Below are 22,004 nucleotides of genomic sequence, written 5' to 3' on the forward strand. Positions count from 1 at the left end.
ACGGTACTTATTTAGGGATGAATGGTCGCATGTTTGATCATCAGGTATATCCCTTTGAATACCGACAACATCTTTTAATTTAAAAACTTACCCATCCGTCTCCAGCAGTTGGAATAGTTCCTTTCGAGCAGACCTGCTGACGGGAATTTGCGTTTGTGCTTTATCTGACAGAGTGATATTGCTCGTTCCGTTAAACCATGGGGTGATTGCTTGGATATAATTGATGTTGACTAAGTAACTGCGATGTGTGCGAAAAAAAGGGAACCCCTGCAATTTCTTTTCCAGCTCTTGAAGGGACATCTTACTAATAATAACTCTATTGTTTGTATGAATTTCTAATGCACGTTGGCTGGGGGCGGCATAATAGATGAAATCTGGTTCCAGTACCACGGTCTTTTCGCCATCATCAACAAGCAATTTAGTTGTTCTGGATGTTGTTACAGGACTGACTTTAGGCACTTCTTGCATCATACGTTGTGAAAGCTTTTGACGAAGACGATTTAATGCTTTGTCAAAACGGGCTTCATCAAATGGCTTTAATAAATAGTCAACTGCTTCTATTTCAAATGCTTGCAATGCATATTCGTCATACGCTGTGGTCAGGACAAATAATGGAGCATCGTGCTTAGATTTCCCGATAATTCTTTTAGCTGCTTCCATCCCGGAAAAATGCGGCATATGCACATCAAGAAAAATTACATCTGGTACGTATTTTTCATAAAGTGCCATTAACTGCTGACCGTTTTCTGCACACGGACATAGTACGACATCTGACTGTTTTTCCAATAAATATAGTAGTTCTTCCTGGGCCATTGGTTCATCCTCTGCTATCAGTACATGCATTTTCAAGAAATTTCCTCCTTTGCAACCTGATTCATTGGGATCATAAATACCACTTCACTACCCTTCTCCGGTAGATTTCGTACGGACAATTGTGCATCCTCACCTAATAAACGGATCAAACGCTGATTGACATTATAGAGGCCTGTTCCGTGATTAGCATTCTGCGTTAGTGGCTTTTTTGTGACTTTCTGTAAAATTTCTTTCTTAAAACCACAGCCATTATCCCTTACACTAATTTGTATCTGCCTATCCTTCGCTATAATGCTGACATCGATCCTTGCCCGATGGACCATATTACTTAGCCCATGTTGAATACAATTCTCCACGAGAGGTTGGATCGTTGCAGGGGGAATTGGTACATCAAGCAAATCGGGTTCATGTGTAAAACTCACTTGCAAACGATTCATGAACCTGGCTTGGATGATCGCTAAATATGCTTTGACATGTTCACATTCCTTTTCCAGCGTAACAAGCGGTGTGGCGACCAATTTCAAATTAAAGCGCATGAATTGTGCTAGTTGTACCGTAATATGACGAGCATGCTCAGGCTCTTTGCGAAAAGATGCGGCGATTAAATGCAACGTATTAAAAAGAAAATGCGGATTGATTTGAGCCTGCAGGTTTCTTAATTCCGCATCCTTCATATGTTCCTTTAATTGATCTGCCGCGAGCATTTTCAATTGATTGCAAAGATATTCACCAAGTCCCGCCGCGAGCATTCGCTCTACTGGACGGATATGCTGAGCTTTGCGAAAGTAGAAGTAAATCAGCTGTGTCACTTCATTCGCATTTATAATTGGAATAATGATTGCCGATTCCAACTGGCATTTGGGATGATGGCATGGAATTTGTCTGTGTGACTCAGCAATTTTCATTTGTTTTTGCAAAATGGCTTGTCTTGCTAATTCACCAGTGATCAAATCCCCGTGATGATGGTGATCGTGTCCGATGCCAACATGGGCTAGTACTTGTCGTTGATCCGTAATGGCTACTGCGGCAATATCCAGACGGTCATATAGAAGCTTTGCCAAGCCTTCAGCCATCTGAGTTGTATCCTCCTTTTTAATAAATGGAAGGGCTTCTTCTGCAATGGAAAAAGCCTGTTTAGTCGCTTTAGCTGCTTCATTCTCCTGTTCACGCAGCACAACGGCAATCATCGCTGTGAATATCGCAATGGCAACACTATTGGACAGTACCAACGGAAGACCGACCATGTCTACAATACCAACAATTTCTTCGGATTGTGTATGAAGAATTAACAGCATTTGCATCTGTAATACTGGTGGGAAAACACCGATAAATAATGCTTTCCATGGTGATATAACCCGCTCATCGGAAAAAAAGCGTGCTGTCCATCCTGCCAGCAAACCTGTTAACGGATTAACAATGCCATTAGACAAGCCCCCGATTCCGCCTAATAACATGAGATGACCTCCGGCAATCAACCCTGCGCCAAAACCAACAACAGGACCGCCGAGTAAACCGGCAATTACCACAGCAACAAGACTCGAACTAACGATTAGTTGATCACCCGATACGTGAAAGACAAAATCATGGATCACGGTTGTGCCATCAAGCACAAAACCGGTAATTGTACTGGCAATACCAAAAGCTCCGAACACACTTGCGTGAACGATAGCCATTTTCCAGCTGAACTCTCGATACAATAATGTCTTAAAACCAGGTGTTCGAGTCATGACAAATGCAATGACCAACAGCAAGCCAAGGCGTTCAAATAAAATGATGGTCATTTCTTTCATCAATCATCTCTCCTTCGCCCGTCACTCCAGTTTGCGAGTAAACATAAAACTGTTCCCATTGCTGAGGGGGCTCTTCCCCGCCAGAAAATATACTCCCCAAAATGGCACCTGCGAAACCGATCGGGATGGCGATAATACCAGGGTTATACATCGGAAATACCGCGTCTTTTGATATCCAGCCGTCCACAGGGTCCATCACATTGGGCCCCAAAATCACCATTGCCAATGAAACGATAAAGCCGGATATCATCCCGACCATTGCACCTGTCTGATTAAAGCGTTTCCAATAAATAGTAAGCAGCAAAACCGGGAGATTGCTTGATGCTGCGACAATGAACGTTAATGACACTAAGAATGTGACATTGATATTTTCCAATTGCAAGGCAAACAGGGTAGAAATCAATCCAATACCAAGTGCTGTCCATCTGGCCGCCCGGAGTTGTTCTTTTTCAGATGATGTTCCCTTTTTCCAAATATGATGATAAATGTCGTGCGAAAATGAGGTGGTCGCGGAAATCACCAACCCAGCAACAACGGCGACAATGGTTGTAAATGCAATCGCCGAAATAAACGCCAGTAAAAAATCACCGCCCACTTCCCTTGCCAATAGTGGTGCTGCTAAATTTCCAGTTGCGTCAGCTGTTACTAATTTTTCATATCCCAGGAAAGCAATCGTTCCAAGCCCAAGGATAAGCGTCATGACGTAAAAAATACCGATGATCCAGGTGGCACTCATTAGCGAGCGCCGCACCTCCACTGTGTTGCGAACGGTAAAGAAACGAATCAATATATGTGGCAGTCCTGCCGTACCTAAAACCAATGCCAATTGCAAAGAGATGAGTTCCAAAGGATTGGAAAACAATTGTCCAGTCATAAAAAATTGTTCGTGGAGCGGTGTGTAGTCCTTCGCTTTTGCAATAATGGCATGTACATCCCAATCAAATCGAGAGAGAACAATGAGTGACAACAAAAAAGTCCCCGACAAAAGAACGACCGTTTTTACAATTTGCACCCAAGAAGTAGCAATCATACCACCAAACACGACGTACACGGTCATTAATCCACCAATAATGACAACGGAAACAGAATAATCAATATTCAATAATAATCGAACCAGTAAGCCGGCAGCCACTAATTGTGGAATCATATATAATATGGAAATCAAAAATGCACCAATGGCCATTGTCCAACGCATCCGATTGCTGGCAAAACGTGCGCAGATGACATCGCCCAGCGAATACCTTCCCAAATGATGAACAGGTTCAGCTATGAAAATCATCACAACCAAATAGGAAACCAAAAAGCCAATAGAATACAAGAAACCATCATAGCCATGCAGTGCAATAGCACCAACAATCCCCAGAAAAGAAGCGGCACTAATGAAATCTCCTGCAATCGCCAGACCATTTTGCCAGCCTGTCAAACTTCCTGCGGCGGTATAAAAATGGTTGGTCGTATGGCTTCGCTTAGCCGCCCAGTAGGTAATAATCATTGTACAAATGATAATACAAATAAAAAAAAGGAAATAGGTGAGATTCACGCCGCATCCTCCTTCACCAACTGTGCGATGCGTCTATCATACTGTTTCATTTTGATATAATAGAATCCAGCAAACAGCCATGTCATTGGGATTTGCAAAAAAGCGTACAGCCAGCCCCAGTTCATTTGAAAAAATGGCGATGGAGCATTCACCCAATCAAGAAAGAAGGTTAATGATAACGGTAAGCCAAAATAAAAGACAAATAGAAAAATCACTACAGGAATAAGCAATTTCCATTTCTTCTGGATTAAATGTTGCAACTCAATGTTCATCCTCATCCCCCATTTTTATATGTATTTATCTGATAGTTGTCTTTATTTTGAATAATAGCGGAATCGTTGGCCAAAGTAAAGTGTAATTCCCGCTAACTTTATACTTTCAGGAAAGCTGGCACTTTTAATATAAGATACACCTTGTTCTTAAGCCTTTGTACCAATGACAGGTTCCCTATTATCTTCTCTCTCCCTTGTCCATTTTCATTCCTGCCCACCACTATAGCGCAGATTTCTTGGCTCCTCCTTCTCTAAACTTGCCTTATACAAACTTATCTCAGCTGAAGCAGGTATAGACGCATCAGAATGAACTTCAAAATTTTTATTTAGCGAAAGCGTCCAAGCTGCCTTGTCACCTTTCGTCAGCACTACAGCAAGTGTCCCGAACTGAACGATATGATCCCAATCAAATGATTCGGTTTTCCCATTAGCGGTTACGGTGATCCCATCCGTATTGCTGACAACTCTTACGTTATCACCCTTCCATTCCCCATGCATTTGGGGACCCACATAATAGTACGAGCCATCGCCACCGCGATCGCCATATGTACCAACAAATTGATGAACCGTATCGTCTGCAGTATTGTATGTAAACGCAGCAACATCGTCTGCTAACCACTCCACATGAGTTTCATCCCCAATTTCATAGGGTAATTTCTCTTTCGGCAGGGCCAAAATTCCATAGTACGATCGGTAATAAACAGCCTCCCCATGCTTTATATCTTCTTTAATCGAAAAAACATGTTTAAAATCTGGTGAAATGCTGGTGATATTTCTAATTTGCTGATTACTATTCACTAGTAACATTATGTTAACAACGACAAAAATGACAACCACACCAGTACCAATCCATTTCCATTTTTTTATCATATGAACCAGCAATAAAATAGCTAGGGCTGCACTGATGACACACAACATATTCACGATATAAAAGATTCGATTATCAATATACTCTGCCTGAAACTTAGCATGGACGAAAAAATAGCCCATTTGTAAACAAAAAAAGCCAATGGCAAACAAAAACAGGAGCCAGCCGATAATCTGCGTGAATTTATTCGTCTGTTTCATTTGGCTCTACCTCCTTTTCAAAATCCCATGTTCGTCCATGATCGTCTGAAATAAACTTTCCCTTTACTTCTCCACCCAGATAGTCGCCATTTGGCCCTTGATTAACCAAAACTACTAAATGGTTCCCTTCTTTTACTGGAACCTCCGCGCTTACAAAAACAACATCGTATTTCTTTGGCATATGAAATGTTGCTTTCTCCCAGGAGTCTCCGGCATTTTGCGTAACATAAAGATCCGGTGCTTCCGGATTAATCGTTCCATAGGATAAAAATCCCGTTTTCTGATCAATAAATCCGCCATCTGCAAGTAATCTTGTCGTATCAGGGCCATTAGCTTTCTCCCAATCTTTTCCTCCATCATGGGTCAAAAAGACACTTGAACCCTCTTGTGACATGGTTCGATCACCGGAAATAATAGCATAGCCGAAGTCATCATCAAGAAAATCAACTTTTCGAAACCGAATAGACGGATAAGGATCTGTCACAACGGAATCTTGCCATGTTTTACCTTGATCAAGCGAATACGTTATGATGATTTTTTGGTGTTCCCAGTTCTCCCCTTCTGAATACAAAAAAGCAACCCGGTTTTTTGTTAACACATAACTATCCTCAATCAGTTCTTGTTCACTTCCATTATAATCCCCGGCAAACAGTTTATCTTTATCAATGGGGACGTTAATCCAATTCTTACCTTTATCAAACGTAATGTTCAGCTGGTCGTTTTGCAAGGAGTAATCAATGGTATGTTGGGCATACAAAGTTTGTTCTGGCTCCTGTGCTTGTTCATGCTGTGCAATTTGCTTCTCCAGTTCTACATACCGCGGCATAGACAGCGTATTATTATGGTTTTGGTAAAAGAATGAAGCGATGATTAAGCTGATCATCATAACGCTTGCTATAATTAGAATAAGTTTTTTCAACAAGAAAGCTCCTTGTATTTTGACTTTGTAGAAATAATATAACATAAAATCGAAAAGCTAATAGTGTAATAGACGCCTATAATAGGAACTTGATCATGTGATGCTTGCTTTTAAAATAGATAGTTTCCAAAATTCAGACAAATGAAGAGGGTCTAGAATGATGACGGATTTGGATAAAAACAAAACCTACACATTGGATGAATTTCTACTCTATGTTAAAGAGGAAGAACGTGTTGAATTGTATGAGGGTATTCCTATTTATATGGCCCCCGCTTCATTTCAACATGAAAATGTTGTTGCAAATATAATGGGCGAATTTAGGCTCGCACTTAAAGGAGGTAAATGCCATATATTTAGCAGCAATCTGCAAGTTGTCTTCCCTTTTAAAGATGAGAAAAAAGGGAAAGATGATGTGGTTGTACTACCTGACATTTCCATCGTTTGTGATCCAAGCAAACTGCATAATAAACGTTGTTACGGCGCAACAGATTTAGTTGTTGAAGTGCTATCTCCCAGCACTGGACGCAATGACCGCCTGCTCAAGCGAAATTATTATGAAAAAGCCGGTGTAAAAGAATATCTAATCGTTGACCATCAAAATCAATATATTGAAAAATATGTGCTCCGCGATAATACGCTCAATCTCGACGAAATCTATTTCAGTGAAAATCAACTTTTTAGTTCCACATGCTTTCCAGACATTGATTTTTCTATCAGCGATATATTTCCCCTAGAATTAAATGAGTGATTAGAGAATGCTTTCCTAGGAAAAGTGCGGAACACAAAGGTTGAACGAGCCTGATGTTCCGCTTCTAAAGAAGAGGAAAGCAGGTGTTAAACAACTATTTTTGCCTTATCACCCGAGACAATTTCTCCTGGACGTTCCACAACACCGACAATCCCCCTTAAACCCAGCGCTGATTTCACAAAATGTGCTGCCATTTTAGGTTTGTCCGGATATTGTTCTTGAATCACCTCTCCCGGTTGTGTGCAAGGAAGATTTTCACCCTCACACAGAATCCCTGCTCCACTTGGGAAAATAATACGACTGCCTTGTGCAAGTCTCGTTAAATTCGGAAATCCCTTCAGTACAATATTTGCACCTAACCATTCTGGCAAAATCTGCTCTATCCCTAATTTCTCTGCAATAATGAAGCATTCCTCTACTGAAACAATCGATAGCTGCCGTCGATTAAAAATTTCCGTTCCTCGTGGATACATTGTTTCCCGTGCCCCAGCTAATTTTGTTAAACCAAAATGTAAATCGCCAGGAATTCCGCCATAACCCAGATCCGCTGTTGCAACTTGATTCGTTACAAATGTGTTCGGCTGATTAGCGACTAGAATAGAATCAACCTCTACCTCATGATGTTTCCCCATTTTCGTACCTCGTTTCATGAAATTATCAAAGTCTTTTATAGATTGTAACATATCCCTTGGCATTATATACGATCAATAACCACCTAAATAATTGAATCTGTATTATTTCCTGTCTTCATCTGTGTCTATTAAAATATTTTCACTCAGTTTAGTAGATTTTGACCAAACCAACTTGTTCAACTGAATGTGGGGTGAAAAAATAGTGAAGGCAATTAGACTCTATCTACCGTTCATGGAAGGCTGTGAAGCATATTGAACTTGTATTCCGTTTTTAGTTACATATAAGATTCAATCTCCTCCCCATCGTTCTCGCAACTGTCGTATCTCCTCTTTATGGGAAATTTCGTCCTTTGGTGTTTCCAAAATAAAAGGTATGTCTTTTAATTCGGGGGTTTGTATAAGCTGGTCAAATTGGGGTTCCGTAATATAACCATGACCAAAAATGCTCGCGTGCCGATCCTTCCCCTCCCCTGCAGCATATTTCGAGTTGTTAAAATGAATTACTTTAAGATTATTAAAGTAGCCAAGCTTGTTTCCCCTTTCTAAAACATCTTCCCAATTGTCCCCCTTCCATAGCCCGCTGGCAAATGCGTGACATGTATCCAGACAAAAGCCAATCTGTTCAGGTCGCTCACATAAATGGCGCACTTGAACAAGTTCCTCCAACGTTGTACCCATCGTACCCGGCCTACCTCCAGTATTTTCAAGCAAAATTTTACTCTTGCCATTCCACTGGCTTAGTATCGCATCAAGCATGTTAATCATCAACCGGTAACTTGCAAGCGGATCATCACCGGTAATCATTTTCCCAAAATGTACTACCACTCCGATGGAACCACAGGCATCAGCGATTTCTAAGTCGTTAACTAATGATTGAATAACATCCTTGCGCTTCTGGGCACTCTTTGCGGTTAAATTGGTAGGATACGGGGTATGTGCAACGGATTCGAGCTTATTTTTGCTGCAATATTCTTTGCATAGCACGGCATCATCTTTATTGAATGCTTTTACCGACAAACTTCTGGGGTTCTTCGGAAAATATTGAAAGGCTAAAGCTTTCATGGCTGCCGCTTGCTTGGCAGCACCTAAATAACCCTCTCTAATAGAAACATGACTGCCAAATTTCATCCTAATCCCCTTCCATGATAGTTAGCTCATTAGGTCTGACATCCAGTACAATAAAATGTTTTTCGGGATGATATTTTGTCTCTAGTAATCGGTGTACCACATCGTTTACATGCTTCTCCTTTTCGACCATATACATAAGTATTGCCAATATATCCGCCGGTTGTCGTATCTCCATTAAAAAACGGTTGCTCCATGTAACCACCGTATTGAATTGCTTGCTGAAGAATGAAACGGATGGACTGATACAGTCGACTTTTTTCCTGATCAGTGAATTCATTCACATGACGCTCAGGCAGCAATTGGGCATGCCAGGCGATCTCATCTGAATAACGATTGCCAACCCCTGCAAGAAATTCTTGATCGACAAGTGTTGTTTTCAGTTTTCCACGTTTATGTTGGAGCTGATCTAAAAAAGTATCGAGAGAAAAATTTTTGTCCAATGGCTCCGGGCCCAAACCGGCTAATTCTTGTTCCACTTCTGCCTGTGTGTAAAGGTGAAGATAGCCCAACCGTAATCCAATAAAATAAAGATGCTTTTCCCCAAAGGTTAGCTGTATTTGCACCGTGCGATCCGGCCTTTCCTCCTCAGCTCCAAAAAACATCAAGCTCCCTAGCATCAGATGCAACAGCAAACAGGAACCATTTTCAAGCTGAAAGACCAAATATTTTGCCCGCCGCTCAATCGACTCGATTCTTTGATTATGTACATTTCGGATAAAGTCATCCGATGATACATTGATCGACTTCTCACGGTTAATAACCACATTTGTAATGGTTTGGCCGCCGACTTTTTGTGTGAGCAATGTTTTATATGTTTCCATTTCTGGTAATTCTGGCATGGTTGTTAGCCCTCCATGAAAATCTGCTGAGATCCTTTTTTTATATAAATAGTATCCGATTATTTCCGTCTTCCTATTCAAGTTGGATCCAGTAAAAGAGCCTGCAATCTTCGCGCAGGCTCTCATTCTGTGGTTGTTCATTCTGTTTTTTCAGTATCTGGTTTAGGAAAGTCATATCCATGCGTATCGACGGTAACCTTTTTCATTTTCTGTTCTTCTTTCGGTTTATCATTACCATCACGGTCAACGGAGACAATGTTATCAACCACATCCATCCCATCTGTTACCTTTCCAAAGGCAGCATAATCTCCATCCAATTGTGATGAGTCAGCGACCATAATGAAAAATTGTGAGCCAGCGGAATCCGGATCATTGCTTCGCGCCATCGAAAGCACGCCGCGTTCATGCTTGAGATTATTATCAAATCCGTTCGACGTAAATTCTCCTTTAATAGCATATCCCGGACCGCCTGTCCCATTACCCTCTGGATCGCCTCCCTGTATCATAAATTCAGGGATAACGCGGTGAAATGTTAATCCATCATAAAAACCTTGATTAATGAGCGAAATAAAATTACTAACCGTGTTTGGTGCCACATCAGGGTACAATTCCAGTTTAATTTGGTTATCGTTGGCCATTGTTATTGTGACCGTAGGGTTTTCATCAACCGTTGGGTATGTATCAGCCGTTGATTCATCTGTTTCCTTCAAATTTCCATCTTCTTTCTGATCTCCCTTTGACTGTGATCCGCAGCCCGTCAATGTCCATCCAATCAGGAAGATAAACATCAATAATAATAACTTTGCTTTGTTTGCTGTTACCATATTTCGCATCCACAAACCTCCTCTTATATAGAATCAGACCTATTATACACTTGTTTTAAGCTTTTTTCCCTATGGAGGGTTAATTTTAAAAATATGGACAAAATAGGTATGTTGAAACATTTAACCAAAAGCAATCAGAAGGAGGCCTAATCATGGGTCATTTAAAGGTATTAGGAATTAAGTTCGTGGCAATTTCTATCATCACTTTTTCGACATTCGGTATTTTTTTTAACGCTACATTAACACGGTTATTCTGGATTAGTCTGCTTGTAACAGGTGTTTCCTATCTAATTGGTGATTTGTTTGTCCTTCGAAAGTTCGGTAACATTGTCGCTTCCATCGCCGATTTTGCATTAGCATTTGTTTCATTTTGGGTATTAGGAGGCCTATTGCTTGAAACCGGGATGGGAATGACGTCCATTGCATTAATGGCCGCTTTTTTAATGTCCTTGGTTGAACCGCTTCTTCATGCCTATATCCAAGAACAATTTTTCGATGTGGAACATCATATACAATCACCAGCAACAAATCAATTACAAGCAGAATTTGCTGAAGAAACAGATCCACAAACGATGACGACAAAAGAAAACAACAAGGATTCTGATCGTTAATTAGATGAAAAAAGCGATTGGGACATAATGGGAACTTTGTACATTAAAGACTAATGAAAGGTGGAACAAAGCTGAAATTCCGGACAAAGTGGCTTCATCCAAGTGATGAGACCACGAACGATGGAAGTTTTTCCGCCTTCGTTACCCCTCTTTTTATTGGTAATCATTAAATCCCTATAAAAATTCGAAAATGCGTATCTATTAATGAATAATTGCGATTTCCATAACGTACATTATAAGTGGCATTGAATAACTGATTAAGGATAGGTGATTACATGGATGAGAAGTCATCAAGAAACCAAAAGCCTGTTAATAATAACGACAGCAAACAACAGCAACTGAATCGGTACCGTGTACAAGACAAAGGAAAACCAATGACGACACAGGAGGGAAAAAAAAGATCCCAGGACCAGGATCAATTAAAGGCTGGTATACGTGGTCCTTCATTACGTCAGGATTATGAGTTTTTTGAAAAAATGTCGCATTTTGTGCAGGAAGAAATACCAGAAAGGGTAGTCCATGCAAGAGGATACAGCGCTTATGGTGAGTTTGAATGTTATCAGTCCATGAGACATGTGACAAAAGCAGGGTTTTTACAAGAAGCAGGCAAAAAAACGCCAATAACTGTCCGTTTTTCTACTGTACAGGGGCCTAAAGGATCCTATGATACAGCAAGAGATTTACGTTGTAAAGGAGTTAAGCTTTATACAGAGGAAGGAAATGTTGACTTAACAACGATTGCAATGCCTGTATTAATTAATCAGGATGCGATGAAGTTTCCAGATGCAATGCATGCGTATCAGGCAAAGCAAGCAGATGATATCCCAACAGCTTCCGGTGCGCACGACCGTTTTTGGGACTACGTGGCCAATAACGCTGAAGCACTTCATATGGTGCTGTGGATTATGTCTGATCGTGGTATTTTAAGAAGCTATCGCATGATGGAATCATGGTCCATTAATACGTATCTATTTGTTAACGATCAAGATGTAGCAACTTTTGTGAGATATGTTTGGAAGCCAGTCCTTGGTGTCCATTCCCTGCTTCAGGATGAGGCACTGAAAATCGGAGGTCTCGACCCTGACTTTCACAGAAGGGATCTCAGGGAGGCCATTGATAAAGGCGCTTATCCTGAATATGAGCTTGGTGTTCAATTGATTTCAATGGAGGATGAATTTAACTTCGATTTCGATGTGCTCGATCCTTCAAAGTTTTGGCCAGAAGAAGTCGTTCCTGTTCAAACCATTGGTAAGTTGACATTAAATAGAAACATTGATAATTATCATACAGAGTCCGAACAAGTCGCATTTAACCCTGGAAATGTCGTTCCAGGAATTGATTTTTCCAATGATCCCGTTCTGCAAGGAAGATTAATGGCGTATCGAGCTACCCAACATCATCGACTTAGCAGCTCCAATTATGTTGAATTACCAATTAATCAGCCAATATGCCCGTTTCATAATAATCAACGACGAGGCGTTATGAGGCAACGAATCGATGTTGACCAAGTAAACTATCACGAAAATTCACTTGCAAATAACACACCATACACTGTGCCCCCGGAAGAAGGCGGCTACAAAGATTACCCGGGGAAAGTAGAAGGATACAAAATTAGAGCTAGAAGCGATTCATTCAAGGATTACTTTTCGCAACCAAGAATTTTTTGGAATAGCTTAACCCCTGTAGAAAAGCAACACACCATTGACGGACTAAGCTATCAGGTTGGAAGTGTAAAGAGCGATTCTGTTCGTCAGCAAGTTGTTGATATACTGGTTAATGTGGATAAGCAAATGGCTGCCATCGTTGCGGATAATGTCGGTGTTGATAGACCCAGTGGAGAGAATGTTCCCGTTTCAACAAGTTACGCCTCGCTCAGTCAGGCAAGTACACCTCGTTATGCCTACACCCAAAAAGTAGGTGTACTGATTGGCAATGGGTTTAATGGGCAAGAGGTAACGAATGTCCTTCATTATTTACAGCAATGTGGTATTTTTATACAAATTATCAGCGAAACGCTTGGTACGGTCACCGGTGCGGATGGTACAACGATCAAAGTTGATAAAACATTTATGACTTCCAGCCCATATCTGGTTGACTCTCTCTACGTGGTTGGTGGAAATGCTAGAAATGAAGCTAAATTCCATCAGGATGTTATGTCCTTTGTGAAAACAGCATTCAAACATTATAAACCAATAGGTGTTGCGTCAAATGCACAATCCCAGTTTAAAATAAAATCCGCATCTGGTATTGTTTTTGCAGGAAATAACGCTAACTTTGGAAAGGAATTAGTCTCCGCAATCGCTCAGCAACGCTTTTGGGATAGAAAATAGTGTTGTATTTGTATAATTGTCGGGGGAGGTAACACATGTTATTTCCCTGCAATTTTTGTGTCTAAAAAGGAGGTAAGCTGAGTGAATGATGCAAATTTTATAAAGCAAGGCTTATACCTGCAATCCTTACCTATCTATGAGTCAGACATCCAATATATTGATAACATCCTTTTTACGATCAGCGAGGCTCATAGCTCCCTTAAATTATTCCCTCATCTAAACAAAAACGCACCAATGACGATCGTTGACAAGAGGTTAATACAATGTCAGAATTAGCCTTCTTAACTGCTACTGAACTAGCTCCCTTAATCAAGGCAAAGGAACTATCTCCAGTAGAATTGACACATTATCTATTAAGCCGTCTAGATGCAATCGATCCAATCATCCATTCATATATTACTCCTCTTTACGAATTTGCCCTTCAACAAGCAAGAGAAGCTGAAATGAACATTATGCATGGCCATTATAAAGGCCCTCTCCATGGAATCCCGGTCGGCATTAAGGATAATTTCTATACGAAAGACCTCCGAACAACAGACGGATCTAAACTTTTTGCTGATTTCATTCCTGACAAAACTGCACCAGCAGCAGCAAAACTTCTGGCTGCTGGTGGAATTATGTTAGGAAAGCTAAACATGCATGCACTTGCCCTTGGGTCTACCGGTACAAATCTGTACTTTGGTAATACACGTAATCCTTGGAATACGCAGTATATGCCAGGGGGTTCCAGCGGTGGCAGCAGTGCTGCTCTAGCAGCTGGGCTAGCAACAATTGCTGTTGGTTCAGATACTTTCGGCTCCATTCGCATCCCCTCTTCTATGTGTGGAGTTTATGGGTTAAAGCCAACCTATGGACTTGTGAGTACTGATGGGATCTTTCCCTCATCCTGGTCATTAGATACCGCTGGTCCGATGGCGCGGTCCATTTCGGATTTGGCTTTCATGCTCCAATACATGGCAGGTTTTGACGCGAATGATCCAGCAAGTCTTCATGTACCTATACCTAATTACACTGAAGATCTAAATAAAGAAATCAGTGGTATAGAGATCGGCATTCCCTCATACTATCTTGAGGAGTTAGACAAAGATGTGGAAATACTATTTAAAAATGCCCTAACAACATTGGATAAATTGGGGGCCAACGTAAGGGAAATCGAGATACCTGAATTATCGATGTCAACGTTTCTAGGGTACGTAACGGTAACGGGAGAAGCATCTGCTTACCATTACAATTGGTTACAGACACATACAGAAGACTATGAAGCGGATAATCGCATTTTCCTTCTGTCCGGTGCATTAACAAACACAGATCAATACGTTAAAGCTCAACAAGCCCGTAGAGAGTTAGTGAAAGCATTCCATACAGCTTTTAAGAATGTCGATATCTTGCTAGGGCCAACGATACCGATCACCACCCCAGCATTTTCCAATAATTGGGTTGATCAAAATTTAGAGGTTATTAGGCGCTGTTTGCCTTTTGCCTCCCCTGTTAATTTAACGGGGATACCGAGCTTATCCGTACCAATGGGATTTGATAAAAGGGGACTTCCTGTGGGGATGCAATTCATGGGGAATCACCTTTGTGAAAAACAATTACTTCAGGTCGGTTATGCGTGGGAAAGCACAAATCCGTTCCGTTTTCGAATAATGGATTAATGAAGATTACCATCTAATCCTGTCATGATAATGATGTCATGTATTGATTAATGTAGAAGTAAGCCCGTATAGCCTGTTTTAAAAACTTGTTGCAAAATGAATAGGTTTTTAAAAGACATAAACTACCATGTTGTTTAAATGCAAACGTAATATGTCTTCGTCAAAGTGCAACCTAATGTGAAATGCATATAAAGTGAAACTTCATTCAGTGGGGGTTTTCGACGCACAGGACGTGACATTTTAGCCTACCCTTTCTCCCCCACTTATCTTTTTTAGTTCCACCTCAAAACGTGAAGTGGGGTCTTACTGCCCATTAGCAGGATAAAACGTATTGCACTTATATCACATAATCTTTCGTCTGTTTTCGATCCATGATTCTTTCCAGGATTTCTTCAACATACATGGAAAAGGCTGGATGGCTGCGTTGTCTCGGTCTTGGCAAATGGATGATCTGATCCATGCTGATCGTACCATTCTCGATTAGTACAACGCGGTCAGCCATTGATACTGCTTCCTCTACATCATGGGTTACTAAAATGGAGGTAAAGTTATTCTCTTCCCACAATTTTTCAATCAGATCTTGCATTTCAATCCGTGTAAGGGCATCCAAGGCACCCAGTGGTTCATCCAGCAGCAATAGTGACGGATCATGGACCAATGCTCTTGCTAAGGCTACCCGCTGTTGCTGTCCACCAGATAGTTTCCCCGGGTAATCCCCCATCCGTTCATGTAATCCAACTTGCTGTAAGGCCATAGTTGCCTTGTCTCTTGCATCCTTTGACAAACCAACACACACATTATCAATAACCTTTTTCCAAGGAAGCAAACGCCCATCCTGAAACATCATACGTGCCTGTTCATTTACATGTACGAGTTCATTATTATTAATAAGAATGGAACCGTCATTTATCTTTTCCAGTCCCGCGATCAAGCGAAGCAGTGTACTTTTCCCGCATCCGCTCTTGCCAACAATGGCAATGAATTCTCCTTGTTCAATACGAAGATTCAATCCGTTTAAAACGGACCGGTCGGCATAGCCTTTGCTAACGTTTTGCAGTAAAACATGTCTTGTTTGCTCTGTAATGACATTCACTTTACTTTCCTCCCTGTTCACATTTACAGATCCCATTTAAGTAATTTTCGTTCTAAGAACCTGGCAATCACATCCGATAACTTGCCAAACAATGCGTAAAGCACAATACTAAGCACGATGACATCCATTTGCATAAACTCCCGCGCGTTCATCGCCATGTACCCAATCCCCGAATGTGCGGAAATCGTTTCGGCAACAATTAATGTCAACCACATAACTCCTAATGAAAACCGGATGCCGACAAGAATCGAGGACATTGCCCCCGGTAAAATAACATGAAAAAATAGACCGGCCCCTTTCAGTCCGTATGCTTTCCCCATTTCAACCAGACGTTTGTCAACAGATTTAATCCCATGATAGGTATTAATATAAACTGGAAATAGCACTCCTAAGGCTACCAGAAAGATTTTTGAAGTCTCGTCAATGCCAAACCACAGGATAACAAGTGGGATTAATGCTAAATGGGGAATATTTCTTAACATCTGAATCGATGTATCAAAAAAAAGATCGGCCATCCGGAAGATACCATTGAATAATCCAAATAAAAAACCAATAACCCCACCAATCAGAAATCCGATTAATGCTCTGCTTAAACTGATTGACACATGATCAACTAACTCACCAGTTGAAAAAAGCTCAACACCTGCTTTAAACACCTGTGTAGGTGCCGGTAATACCTTTTGAGGAATCGCCCCCATCGATGATAAGAGCTGCCATCCCAGCAATAAAAACAATGGGATTAGCCAGGGTATGAATGTCGCGGCCGATTTTTTTAATTTTGCTTGCATAGGCCTGATCCTCCTTCCCTATTTTGATTCTTCGGCCATCGTATCCTTTACATCTATTTCTTTCGGAATGATATTCAATCGGCAGAATGTATCAGCAATTGCCTGTTGTTCCTGAACAATATCACTACTAATTGGGTCTACTCCATAGGTCCGCCGTTCTACCGCCTTTTGAATCGTATCTTCTTCCAACTTTAAAACGGAAGAAAGCATGGAAACCAATTCATCATGGTTGCTGTTTGCCCAATCAGATGACGCTTCTATTTCTTCCATGACGACATCTATTAACTCCTGATGATCGAGGGCAAACTGATCATTCGTAATAAAGAAGTCCCGATCGGTTGTAAACCCTTCCCCATTTACAAGCAAGGTTGCGTCAGAAAACAGTTCTGTTGAAGCAGTATATGGATCCCAAACAACCATAGCATCGACCTCTCCTTGTTCAAAGGCAATTCGCGCATCTCCTGGTGACAAAAAAGCCGGTGTAATATCCGTATATTGTAAGCCAGCGTTTTCTAACGCTTTAATCAGCAAATAATGTGAGCTGGATCCTTTCGCGAAGCTTACCGTTTTATTTTTCAGATCCGCTATCTTTTTAATATCAGAATCCTTTGGCACTAGAATCCCACTTCCTTCAAACTTCGATTTTCCTGCGGCTATAATTTTGAAAGGGGTACCTGCAGCCTGCGCAAAAATGACTGGTGAATTTCCTGTTCTTCCAAAATCAATACTTCCAGCATGTAACGCCTCTACTAGGGCGGGACCGGCTTGAAATTCTTTCCATTCTACCGTGTAATTAAGTGAATTCAAACGTTTTTCAAGCGTACCCAGCGATTTTAAAATAAGAAGGGGACCATTCTTTTGATAGCCAATCCGAATGACATTATCCTGTTTGGCATCTGCTGAAGTACCACCTTGATTAGAACAACCGGTAACAATAGCAACAACAAAGAACACAATGATAAGTAATGATAGTTTTTTTCTCATATCCCCTAAACACCATCCCCTTTTGGTTAATATCGATCTATTTTTAGCCTATGTATAAATAAGGTGTAGGTTCCTGTCCCGGTTAAAATCGTGGAAATTAAATGAGTAACAAGCCGTAAGTCATCATTCTGGTTCTAATCCCACGAGAAAAGCATGTTATTTTATACTCCATCAAAGGATTATCCATCTCCACACAAATAATTTTTATCTTTTTAGGAAAACTACATTTATGCATGTTTGCAGATGCAGCTGCAAAGCAGAAACGGACATACCATATTTTCAGGGGGTAAAACAATGGGCAGTTTAACGAATAAGCCTCAAGATGAAGCTCTTCATTCCGGTGAGGTTTTTCATTTGTGGTCGTATTTACACCATACAAAAGCAGTGTTAGTAACAACTCAAGTATTGATCAACCATACAGGGGATAACGATTTAAAGGTTTTGTTGGAGGATTTGTTGGAAAACGTTTTGACCCAGGAAGAACAGCAGGTTGAAACAATCTTAAAAGAGACCGGTATACGATTACCGCCAGCGCCTCCAGATCGTCCCAATGTTGAGGTGCAGGATATTCCAGCTGGCGCCCGATTTAATGACCCAGAAATCGCTGCTCTTGTTCAAACAGAATTAATGAACGGTAAAATGTCCTGCAGTTATATTATGGGAATCGCCATTCGGGAAGATCTCCGAACGATGTATGGCGAATTCCATAACCAAAAAGAGGAATATGAAGTAAAACTCCTGCAGCTTTCCAAAGAAAAAGGGTGGCTCGTTTCTCCACCGATCAACCTAAAGTAGTAAACATATCTATCCGGAGGAGTTGGAGACAAAGTGACATCCACAACATCACAAAATAAGGGTATGACCATCCTTGCTATCGGATCAATTCCACTGATCATGACATTAGGGAACTCCATGTTAATCCCGATGATGCCAGAGATGAAATCCACCCTAAAGCTTTCACAAATGCAGGTTAGTCTGACCATTACAGTTTTTTCAATTGCTGCAGCCATTTTAATTCCAGTCGTTGGATATCTTTCTGACCGATTTTCACGAAAGATCGTTATCGTCCCCTCTCTCATTTTATTTGGATTGGGTGGATTACTGGCAGGCGCTGGTGCAGCCTTTTTTTCACATGAATATATGTGGATTTTAATTGGCCGAATTATTCAGGGGATTGGTGCTGCAGGAACCGCTCCTATCGCAATGGCCCTGACAGGCGATTTATTCAAGGGCGGCGAACAAAGCCGTGTCTTAGGAATTTTTGAAGCATCTAACGGGCTTGGTAAAGTGTTATCTCCCGTTTTGGGATCATTGTTTGCTTTAATTACCTGGTTTTTTGTTTTTTTTGTTTTTCCGGTTATTAGTTTGCTTTCCGCTTTATTATCCATGATTTTTATTAAAGAAAAAAGTAACCGCCAGGCACCACCACCGTTTGCGAAATATATGCATGGCCTGTTAAGTGTATTTAAACAGGAGGGCAGATGGATCCTCACAACGTATCTCGCCGGGGGCACCTGTTTATTCACTTTGTTTGGGATTCTATTCTTTTTGTCGGATGTTCTGGAACAGACATATAAAATTGATGGATTAATCAAAGGGTTCATACTAGCCATTCCATTGCTGGTAATGGTAACAACCTCTTATATTACCGGAAGTAAGATCGGCAAGAATTTAGAGCGAATGAAAAAGTTATCCGTACTCGGTTTCCTGTTGATGACCATTTCGTACGGCTCACTCGTCTTTTTGGAAAAACTAATCCCTTTTCTTGTGGTCCTGGCTATCAGCAGTGTCGGTGCTGGTCTTATACTGCCGTGTGTAAACAGTATCATCACCGGTGCTGTCGGGAAAGAGCGGAGAGGTTTTGTCACATCATTGTACGGGTCTGTCCGCTTTCTTGGTGTTGCATTGGGACCGCCGATATTTTCCCGGTTAATGGATTGGTCCCGAACTGGTATGTTTATCTCGATCGCTGTCTTGACACTGGTTGTTGGATTACTTGTGTTAACCTTGATCCATGTCAAAGGAAAAAATGGAAAAGAAAATAAAAAAACGGTTTTCCGTTACAATTATATGTAGGACTACTTTTTCCGCCAGCCAAGTGTATATGTCTGATGGAATGTGAGGCTGCAGACGTAGTCCACTACTTTTGTTGAAATCCACTGACTGCAAAAGGCAAGGAAAATTATTTTCCAATCAATAACCATTGCTGTAATCAAAAATACAAAACAATTAATATAAAATAGCGGCTTACCCGGAAGGATCTCTCGTCCCGAAGCAATGATCATGGCTACAACACCAACACCACCATTGGAGACATTCTGCCGCATTAGCATCCCCACCCCGATACCTAGGAATGTGGAGCCAAGGACAAGGTCAAACACCAAATTCCTTTCGGGGACGTGTACATATTGTTCAAAAAATTGGACAGAGACAGAGGTCACCGTAATCCCAATGATCGTCCACAATACAAATGCCTTGCCAAAGTATTTAATACCAAGCAAAAGCAATGAAAAATTAGCGATCCAAAGCGCCAGGCCTGTACTAATGCCAAACCAGTAGTTTAACAGGATCGCAATCCCGCCAGAACCACCGGACGGAATAGAATTAGGAAATAAAAACAGCCCCATTCCTAGCCCCTGAATGGCGCCTCCCCCTAAGACTAGTCCATTTTTTATAATAAATTGATTCATAACGGTCCTCCTAATCATACCGCCTTTTGGTTGGACAACACTTCATTTTAGTGTATTCGAAAATCGTTTAAAAATGATTGGGATTAGGTAGACAAACTTAACAGCATCTAAGACCAAACATATGCTGTAGAAAGATTTACTTAGAAAGTGTGAGGAGAGGAAACATATGCCCTTAGCAAGAAGAAATAGCAGAAATCGTCCACATTTTTATTTGTTTCCAGGTTTATAATTGATGGTCCGGGCTGTAGCGGTCCTGGAGCGCCGGTTAATGCTGTAGATGCTGCGTGTAAAGCACATGATTTGTGCTACAAAAAACATTGGCCAGCGTGTCAATGCGATCAGGAATTTATGCGACACCTTCGTCCATTAATCAATCCGAATACCCCTAAAAGGACGACATGCTCGAACGCTCTACCGTTATATGCGAATTCAATCCATGTTTACGTGTTAATCCCTGATTTTCGACCATAATTATGATATAGTGATCAAAACTAGAAGATTTGAGGATGGAATATGGGGATAACCGATTATAGCAGGATAAATCAATTCAAAAATGCTATTTATACTTTATCCATGCCTGTAAAAAAAGAAGAAATCGTAACCAATTCATTTCTGCTAGAGCAATCGCCGGATCAGAAATTGGCCATTTATTATGCACCGGTCGAATATATTAACGAGAAGGCCAGCCTCTTAATTGTTGGCATCACACCCGGGTTTTATCAAATGCAGCAAGCTTATTCTAGAATTGTTCAATTAAAGGGAAAACCATTGGATAACGAACAGTTACTCCATCAAGCAAAGCTTGCTTCCAGCTATCAAGGGCCCATGCGAAAAAACCTAATTCATATGCTTGATGAATTAGGTTTGCATCATTATTTTGGCATAGCTTCTTCGGCAGATTTATTCGGCCCGGCGAATCATGTGGTCCATACGACAGGATTAATCCCGTACCCTGTTTTTTACAAGGGCAAAAATTATACTGGATCCACACCATCCATATTATCATCAGAAATATTAAAAAAGTATGTGATCCAATGCTTTATAAATGATCTGTCCCGGTTAAATAACCCACTAATCATTCCACTGGGTGTAACCGTCTCAACCGTACTACAATATCTCGCTGACCATCAACTGATTGACAACAAGTATATACTTACTGGATTTCCCCATCCCTCGGGCGCTAATGGGCATCGTGTAAAACAATTTACCCAAAACAAGAAACAGATGAATGAGGAGTTGGCGATATACTTTGGGAAAAAATAATAAAGTGCCGTTCCTTT

At 40.9% G+C, this 22,004-nt stretch carries 21 protein-coding genes; 7 read left to right on the forward strand and 14 right to left on the reverse strand.

All coding sequences use genetic code 11. The features are described 5' to 3' along the window. Positions 1-87 precede the first annotated feature (87 nt). From WMZ97_RS15155 to WMZ97_RS15180, 6 genes are all read right to left on the reverse strand, one after another. Positions 88-843, reverse strand: a complete 756-nt coding sequence (locus WMZ97_RS15155; protein ID WP_343272957.1) for a LytR/AlgR family response regulator transcription factor — start codon at positions 841-843, stop codon at positions 88-90. A gap of 2 nt (positions 844-845) precedes the next feature. Further along, the gene (locus tag WMZ97_RS15160; protein ID WP_343272932.1) at positions 846-2,603 is read right to left on the reverse strand and encodes a LytS/YhcK type 5TM receptor domain-containing protein; all 1,758 of its coding nucleotides are present in this window, start codon (positions 2,601-2,603) and stop codon (positions 846-848) included. After that, positions 2,575-4,143: a solute symporter family protein gene (locus WMZ97_RS15165; RefSeq protein ID WP_343272933.1), complete on the reverse strand. Its 1,569-nt coding sequence runs from the start codon at positions 4,141-4,143 to the stop codon at positions 2,575-2,577. The genes WMZ97_RS15160 and WMZ97_RS15165 overlap by 29 nt, the downstream gene beginning before the upstream one ends. Then, the gene (locus WMZ97_RS15170) at positions 4,140-4,415 is read right to left on the reverse strand and encodes a DUF485 domain-containing protein (protein ID WP_343272934.1); all 276 of its coding nucleotides are present in this window, start codon (positions 4,413-4,415) and stop codon (positions 4,140-4,142) included. The genes WMZ97_RS15165 and WMZ97_RS15170 overlap by 4 nt, the downstream gene beginning before the upstream one ends. Positions 4,416-4,619: 204 nt before the next feature. Then, a complete protein-coding gene (locus WMZ97_RS15175; protein ID WP_343272935.1) occupies positions 4,620-5,483 on the reverse strand; it encodes a hypothetical protein in 864 nt (287 codons plus the stop codon). Further along, complete coding sequence (locus WMZ97_RS15180; protein WP_343272936.1) at positions 5,467-6,402, reverse strand: WD40/YVTN/BNR-like repeat-containing protein; 936 nt, start codon at positions 6,400-6,402, stop codon at positions 5,467-5,469. The genes WMZ97_RS15175 and WMZ97_RS15180 overlap by 17 nt, the downstream gene beginning before the upstream one ends. Positions 6,403-6,559: 157 nt before the next feature. On the opposite strand from WMZ97_RS15180, the gene WMZ97_RS15185 reads away from it, so the two are divergent. Further along, a complete protein-coding gene (locus WMZ97_RS15185; protein WP_343272937.1) occupies positions 6,560-7,150 on the forward strand; it encodes a Uma2 family endonuclease in 591 nt (196 codons plus the stop codon). An 86-nt stretch (positions 7,151-7,236) separates the two neighbouring features. Here the strand turns inward: WMZ97_RS15185 and WMZ97_RS15190 are convergent, their stop codons facing one another. The 4 genes from WMZ97_RS15190 to WMZ97_RS15205 form a co-directional block, all read right to left on the reverse strand. Continuing rightward, the gene (locus WMZ97_RS15190; protein WP_343272938.1) at positions 7,237-7,782 is read right to left on the reverse strand and encodes an MOSC domain-containing protein; all 546 of its coding nucleotides are present in this window, start codon (positions 7,780-7,782) and stop codon (positions 7,237-7,239) included. Positions 7,783-8,070: 288 nt separating this feature from the next. Next, positions 8,071-8,910 (reverse strand): deoxyribonuclease IV, encoded by an 840-nt coding sequence (locus tag WMZ97_RS15195; RefSeq protein WP_343272939.1) that lies wholly within the window; start codon positions 8,908-8,910, stop codon positions 8,071-8,073. Positions 8,911-8,939: 29 nt separating this feature from the next. Then, entirely contained in the window at positions 8,940-9,749 is an 810-nt protein-coding gene (mutM, locus tag WMZ97_RS15200) for a DNA-formamidopyrimidine glycosylase (RefSeq protein WP_343272940.1), read from the reverse strand. Between the two features lie 137 nt (positions 9,750-9,886). Next, positions 9,887-10,573: a peptidylprolyl isomerase gene (locus WMZ97_RS15205; RefSeq protein WP_343272958.1), complete on the reverse strand. Its 687-nt coding sequence runs from the start codon at positions 10,571-10,573 to the stop codon at positions 9,887-9,889. A gap of 152 nt (positions 10,574-10,725) precedes the next feature. Between WMZ97_RS15205 and WMZ97_RS15210 the strand changes: the two genes are divergently transcribed. The 3 genes from WMZ97_RS15210 (at position 10,726) to WMZ97_RS15220 (ending at position 15,169) form a co-directional block, all read left to right on the forward strand. After that, the gene (locus tag WMZ97_RS15210; protein ID WP_343272941.1) at positions 10,726-11,184 is read left to right on the forward strand and encodes a YndM family protein; all 459 of its coding nucleotides are present in this window, start codon (positions 10,726-10,728) and stop codon (positions 11,182-11,184) included. A gap of 275 nt (positions 11,185-11,459) precedes the next feature. Then, positions 11,460-13,514: a catalase gene (locus WMZ97_RS15215; RefSeq protein ID WP_343272942.1), complete on the forward strand. Its 2,055-nt coding sequence runs from the start codon at positions 11,460-11,462 to the stop codon at positions 13,512-13,514. 263 nt (positions 13,515-13,777) lie between these two features. Continuing rightward, on the forward strand, positions 13,778-15,169 hold the full coding sequence (locus WMZ97_RS15220; protein WP_343272943.1) for an amidase: 1,392 nt from the start codon (positions 13,778-13,780) through the stop codon (positions 15,167-15,169). A gap of 337 nt (positions 15,170-15,506) precedes the next feature. On the opposite strand, the gene WMZ97_RS15225 is transcribed toward WMZ97_RS15220, so the two are convergent. From WMZ97_RS15225 to WMZ97_RS15235, 3 genes are read right to left on the reverse strand one after another with little or no spacing between them, the layout of a single operon-like run. After that, positions 15,507-16,253 carry an ATP-binding cassette domain-containing protein gene (locus WMZ97_RS15225; RefSeq protein ID WP_405027697.1) on the reverse strand — a complete coding sequence of 249 codons (747 nt, stop codon included), beginning with the start codon at positions 16,251-16,253 and terminating at the stop codon, positions 15,507-15,509. Positions 16,254-16,285: 32 nt separating this feature from the next. Beyond that, positions 16,286-17,050, reverse strand: a complete 765-nt coding sequence (gene ssuC, locus WMZ97_RS15230; protein ID WP_343272945.1) for an aliphatic sulfonate ABC transporter permease SsuC — start codon at positions 17,048-17,050, stop codon at positions 16,286-16,288. Between the two features lie 18 nt (positions 17,051-17,068). Further along, on the reverse strand, positions 17,069-18,034 hold the full coding sequence (locus WMZ97_RS15235) for a sulfonate ABC transporter substrate-binding protein (protein ID WP_343272946.1): 966 nt from the start codon (positions 18,032-18,034) through the stop codon (positions 17,069-17,071). 294 nt (positions 18,035-18,328) lie between these two features. On the opposite strand from WMZ97_RS15235, the gene WMZ97_RS15240 reads away from it, so the two are divergent. Both WMZ97_RS15240 and WMZ97_RS15245 read left to right on the forward strand, forming a co-directional pair. Continuing rightward, entirely contained in the window at positions 18,329-18,829 is a 501-nt protein-coding gene (locus WMZ97_RS15240; protein ID WP_343272947.1) for a DUF3231 family protein, read from the forward strand. A 63-nt stretch (positions 18,830-18,892) separates the two neighbouring features. Then, on the forward strand, positions 18,893-20,110 hold the full coding sequence (locus tag WMZ97_RS15245) for an MFS transporter (RefSeq protein WP_343272959.1): 1,218 nt from the start codon (positions 18,893-18,895) through the stop codon (positions 20,108-20,110). 2 nt (positions 20,111-20,112) lie between these two features. Here the strand turns inward: WMZ97_RS15245 and WMZ97_RS15250 are convergent, their stop codons facing one another. Continuing rightward, positions 20,113-20,724 carry a YitT family protein gene (locus WMZ97_RS15250; RefSeq protein WP_343272948.1) on the reverse strand — a complete coding sequence of 204 codons (612 nt, stop codon included), beginning with the start codon at positions 20,722-20,724 and terminating at the stop codon, positions 20,113-20,115. Positions 20,725-21,237: 513 nt separating this feature from the next. Between WMZ97_RS15250 and WMZ97_RS15255 the strand changes: the two genes are divergently transcribed. Then, positions 21,238-21,987 carry a hypothetical protein gene (locus WMZ97_RS15255; RefSeq protein WP_343272949.1) on the forward strand — a complete coding sequence of 250 codons (750 nt, stop codon included), beginning with the start codon at positions 21,238-21,240 and terminating at the stop codon, positions 21,985-21,987. The last annotated feature ends 17 nt before the right edge of the window (positions 21,988-22,004 follow it).

The sequence above is a fragment of the Lentibacillus songyuanensis genome, assembly GCF_039548255.1.
GTDB lineage: Bacteria > Bacillota > Bacilli > Bacillales > Amphibacillaceae > Lentibacillus_C > Lentibacillus_C songyuanensis.

What these genes read in the sequence shown, in the direction of transcription:
- WMZ97_RS15155 (WP_343272957.1), bottom strand. Translation starts at nt 843, where the DNA reads ATGCATGTACTGATAGCAGAGGATGAACCAATGGCCCAGGAAGAACTA.
- WMZ97_RS15160 (WP_343272932.1), bottom strand. Translation starts at nt 2,603, where the DNA reads ATGAAAGAAATGACCATCATTTTATTTGAACGCCTTGGCTTGCTGTTG.
- WMZ97_RS15170 (WP_343272934.1), bottom strand. Translation starts at nt 4,415, where the DNA reads ATGAACATTGAGTTGCAACATTTAATCCAGAAGAAATGGAAATTGCTT.
- WMZ97_RS15175 (WP_343272935.1), bottom strand. Translation starts at nt 5,483, where the DNA reads ATGAAACAGACGAATAAATTCACGCAGATTATCGGCTGGCTCCTGTTT.
- WMZ97_RS15185 (WP_343272937.1), top strand. Translation starts at nt 6,560, where the DNA reads ATGATGACGGATTTGGATAAAAACAAAACCTACACATTGGATGAATTT.
- WMZ97_RS15190 (WP_343272938.1), bottom strand. Translation starts at nt 7,782, where the DNA reads ATGGGGAAACATCATGAGGTAGAGGTTGATTCTATTCTAGTCGCTAAT.
- WMZ97_RS15195 (WP_343272939.1), bottom strand. Translation starts at nt 8,910, where the DNA reads ATGAAATTTGGCAGTCATGTTTCTATTAGAGAGGGTTATTTAGGTGCT.
- mutM (WP_343272940.1), bottom strand. Translation starts at nt 9,749, where the DNA reads ATGCCAGAATTACCAGAAATGGAAACATATAAAACATTGCTCACACAA.
- WMZ97_RS15205 (WP_343272958.1), bottom strand. Translation starts at nt 10,573, where the DNA reads ATGGTAACAGCAAACAAAGCAAAGTTATTATTATTGATGTTTATCTTC.
- WMZ97_RS15210 (WP_343272941.1), top strand. Translation starts at nt 10,726, where the DNA reads ATGGGTCATTTAAAGGTATTAGGAATTAAGTTCGTGGCAATTTCTATC.
- WMZ97_RS15215 (WP_343272942.1), top strand. Translation starts at nt 11,460, where the DNA reads ATGGATGAGAAGTCATCAAGAAACCAAAAGCCTGTTAATAATAACGAC.
- WMZ97_RS15220 (WP_343272943.1), top strand. Translation starts at nt 13,778, where the DNA reads ATGTCAGAATTAGCCTTCTTAACTGCTACTGAACTAGCTCCCTTAATC.
- ssuC (WP_343272945.1), bottom strand. Translation starts at nt 17,050, where the DNA reads ATGCAAGCAAAATTAAAAAAATCGGCCGCGACATTCATACCCTGGCTA.
- WMZ97_RS15235 (WP_343272946.1), bottom strand. Translation starts at nt 18,034, where the DNA reads ATGAGAAAAAAACTATCATTACTTATCATTGTGTTCTTTGTTGTTGCT.
- WMZ97_RS15240 (WP_343272947.1), top strand. Translation starts at nt 18,329, where the DNA reads ATGGGCAGTTTAACGAATAAGCCTCAAGATGAAGCTCTTCATTCCGGT.
- WMZ97_RS15245 (WP_343272959.1), top strand. Translation starts at nt 18,893, where the DNA reads ATGACCATCCTTGCTATCGGATCAATTCCACTGATCATGACATTAGGG.
- WMZ97_RS15250 (WP_343272948.1), bottom strand. Translation starts at nt 20,724, where the DNA reads ATGAATCAATTTATTATAAAAAATGGACTAGTCTTAGGGGGAGGCGCC.
- WMZ97_RS15255 (WP_343272949.1), top strand. Translation starts at nt 21,238, where the DNA reads ATGGGGATAACCGATTATAGCAGGATAAATCAATTCAAAAATGCTATT.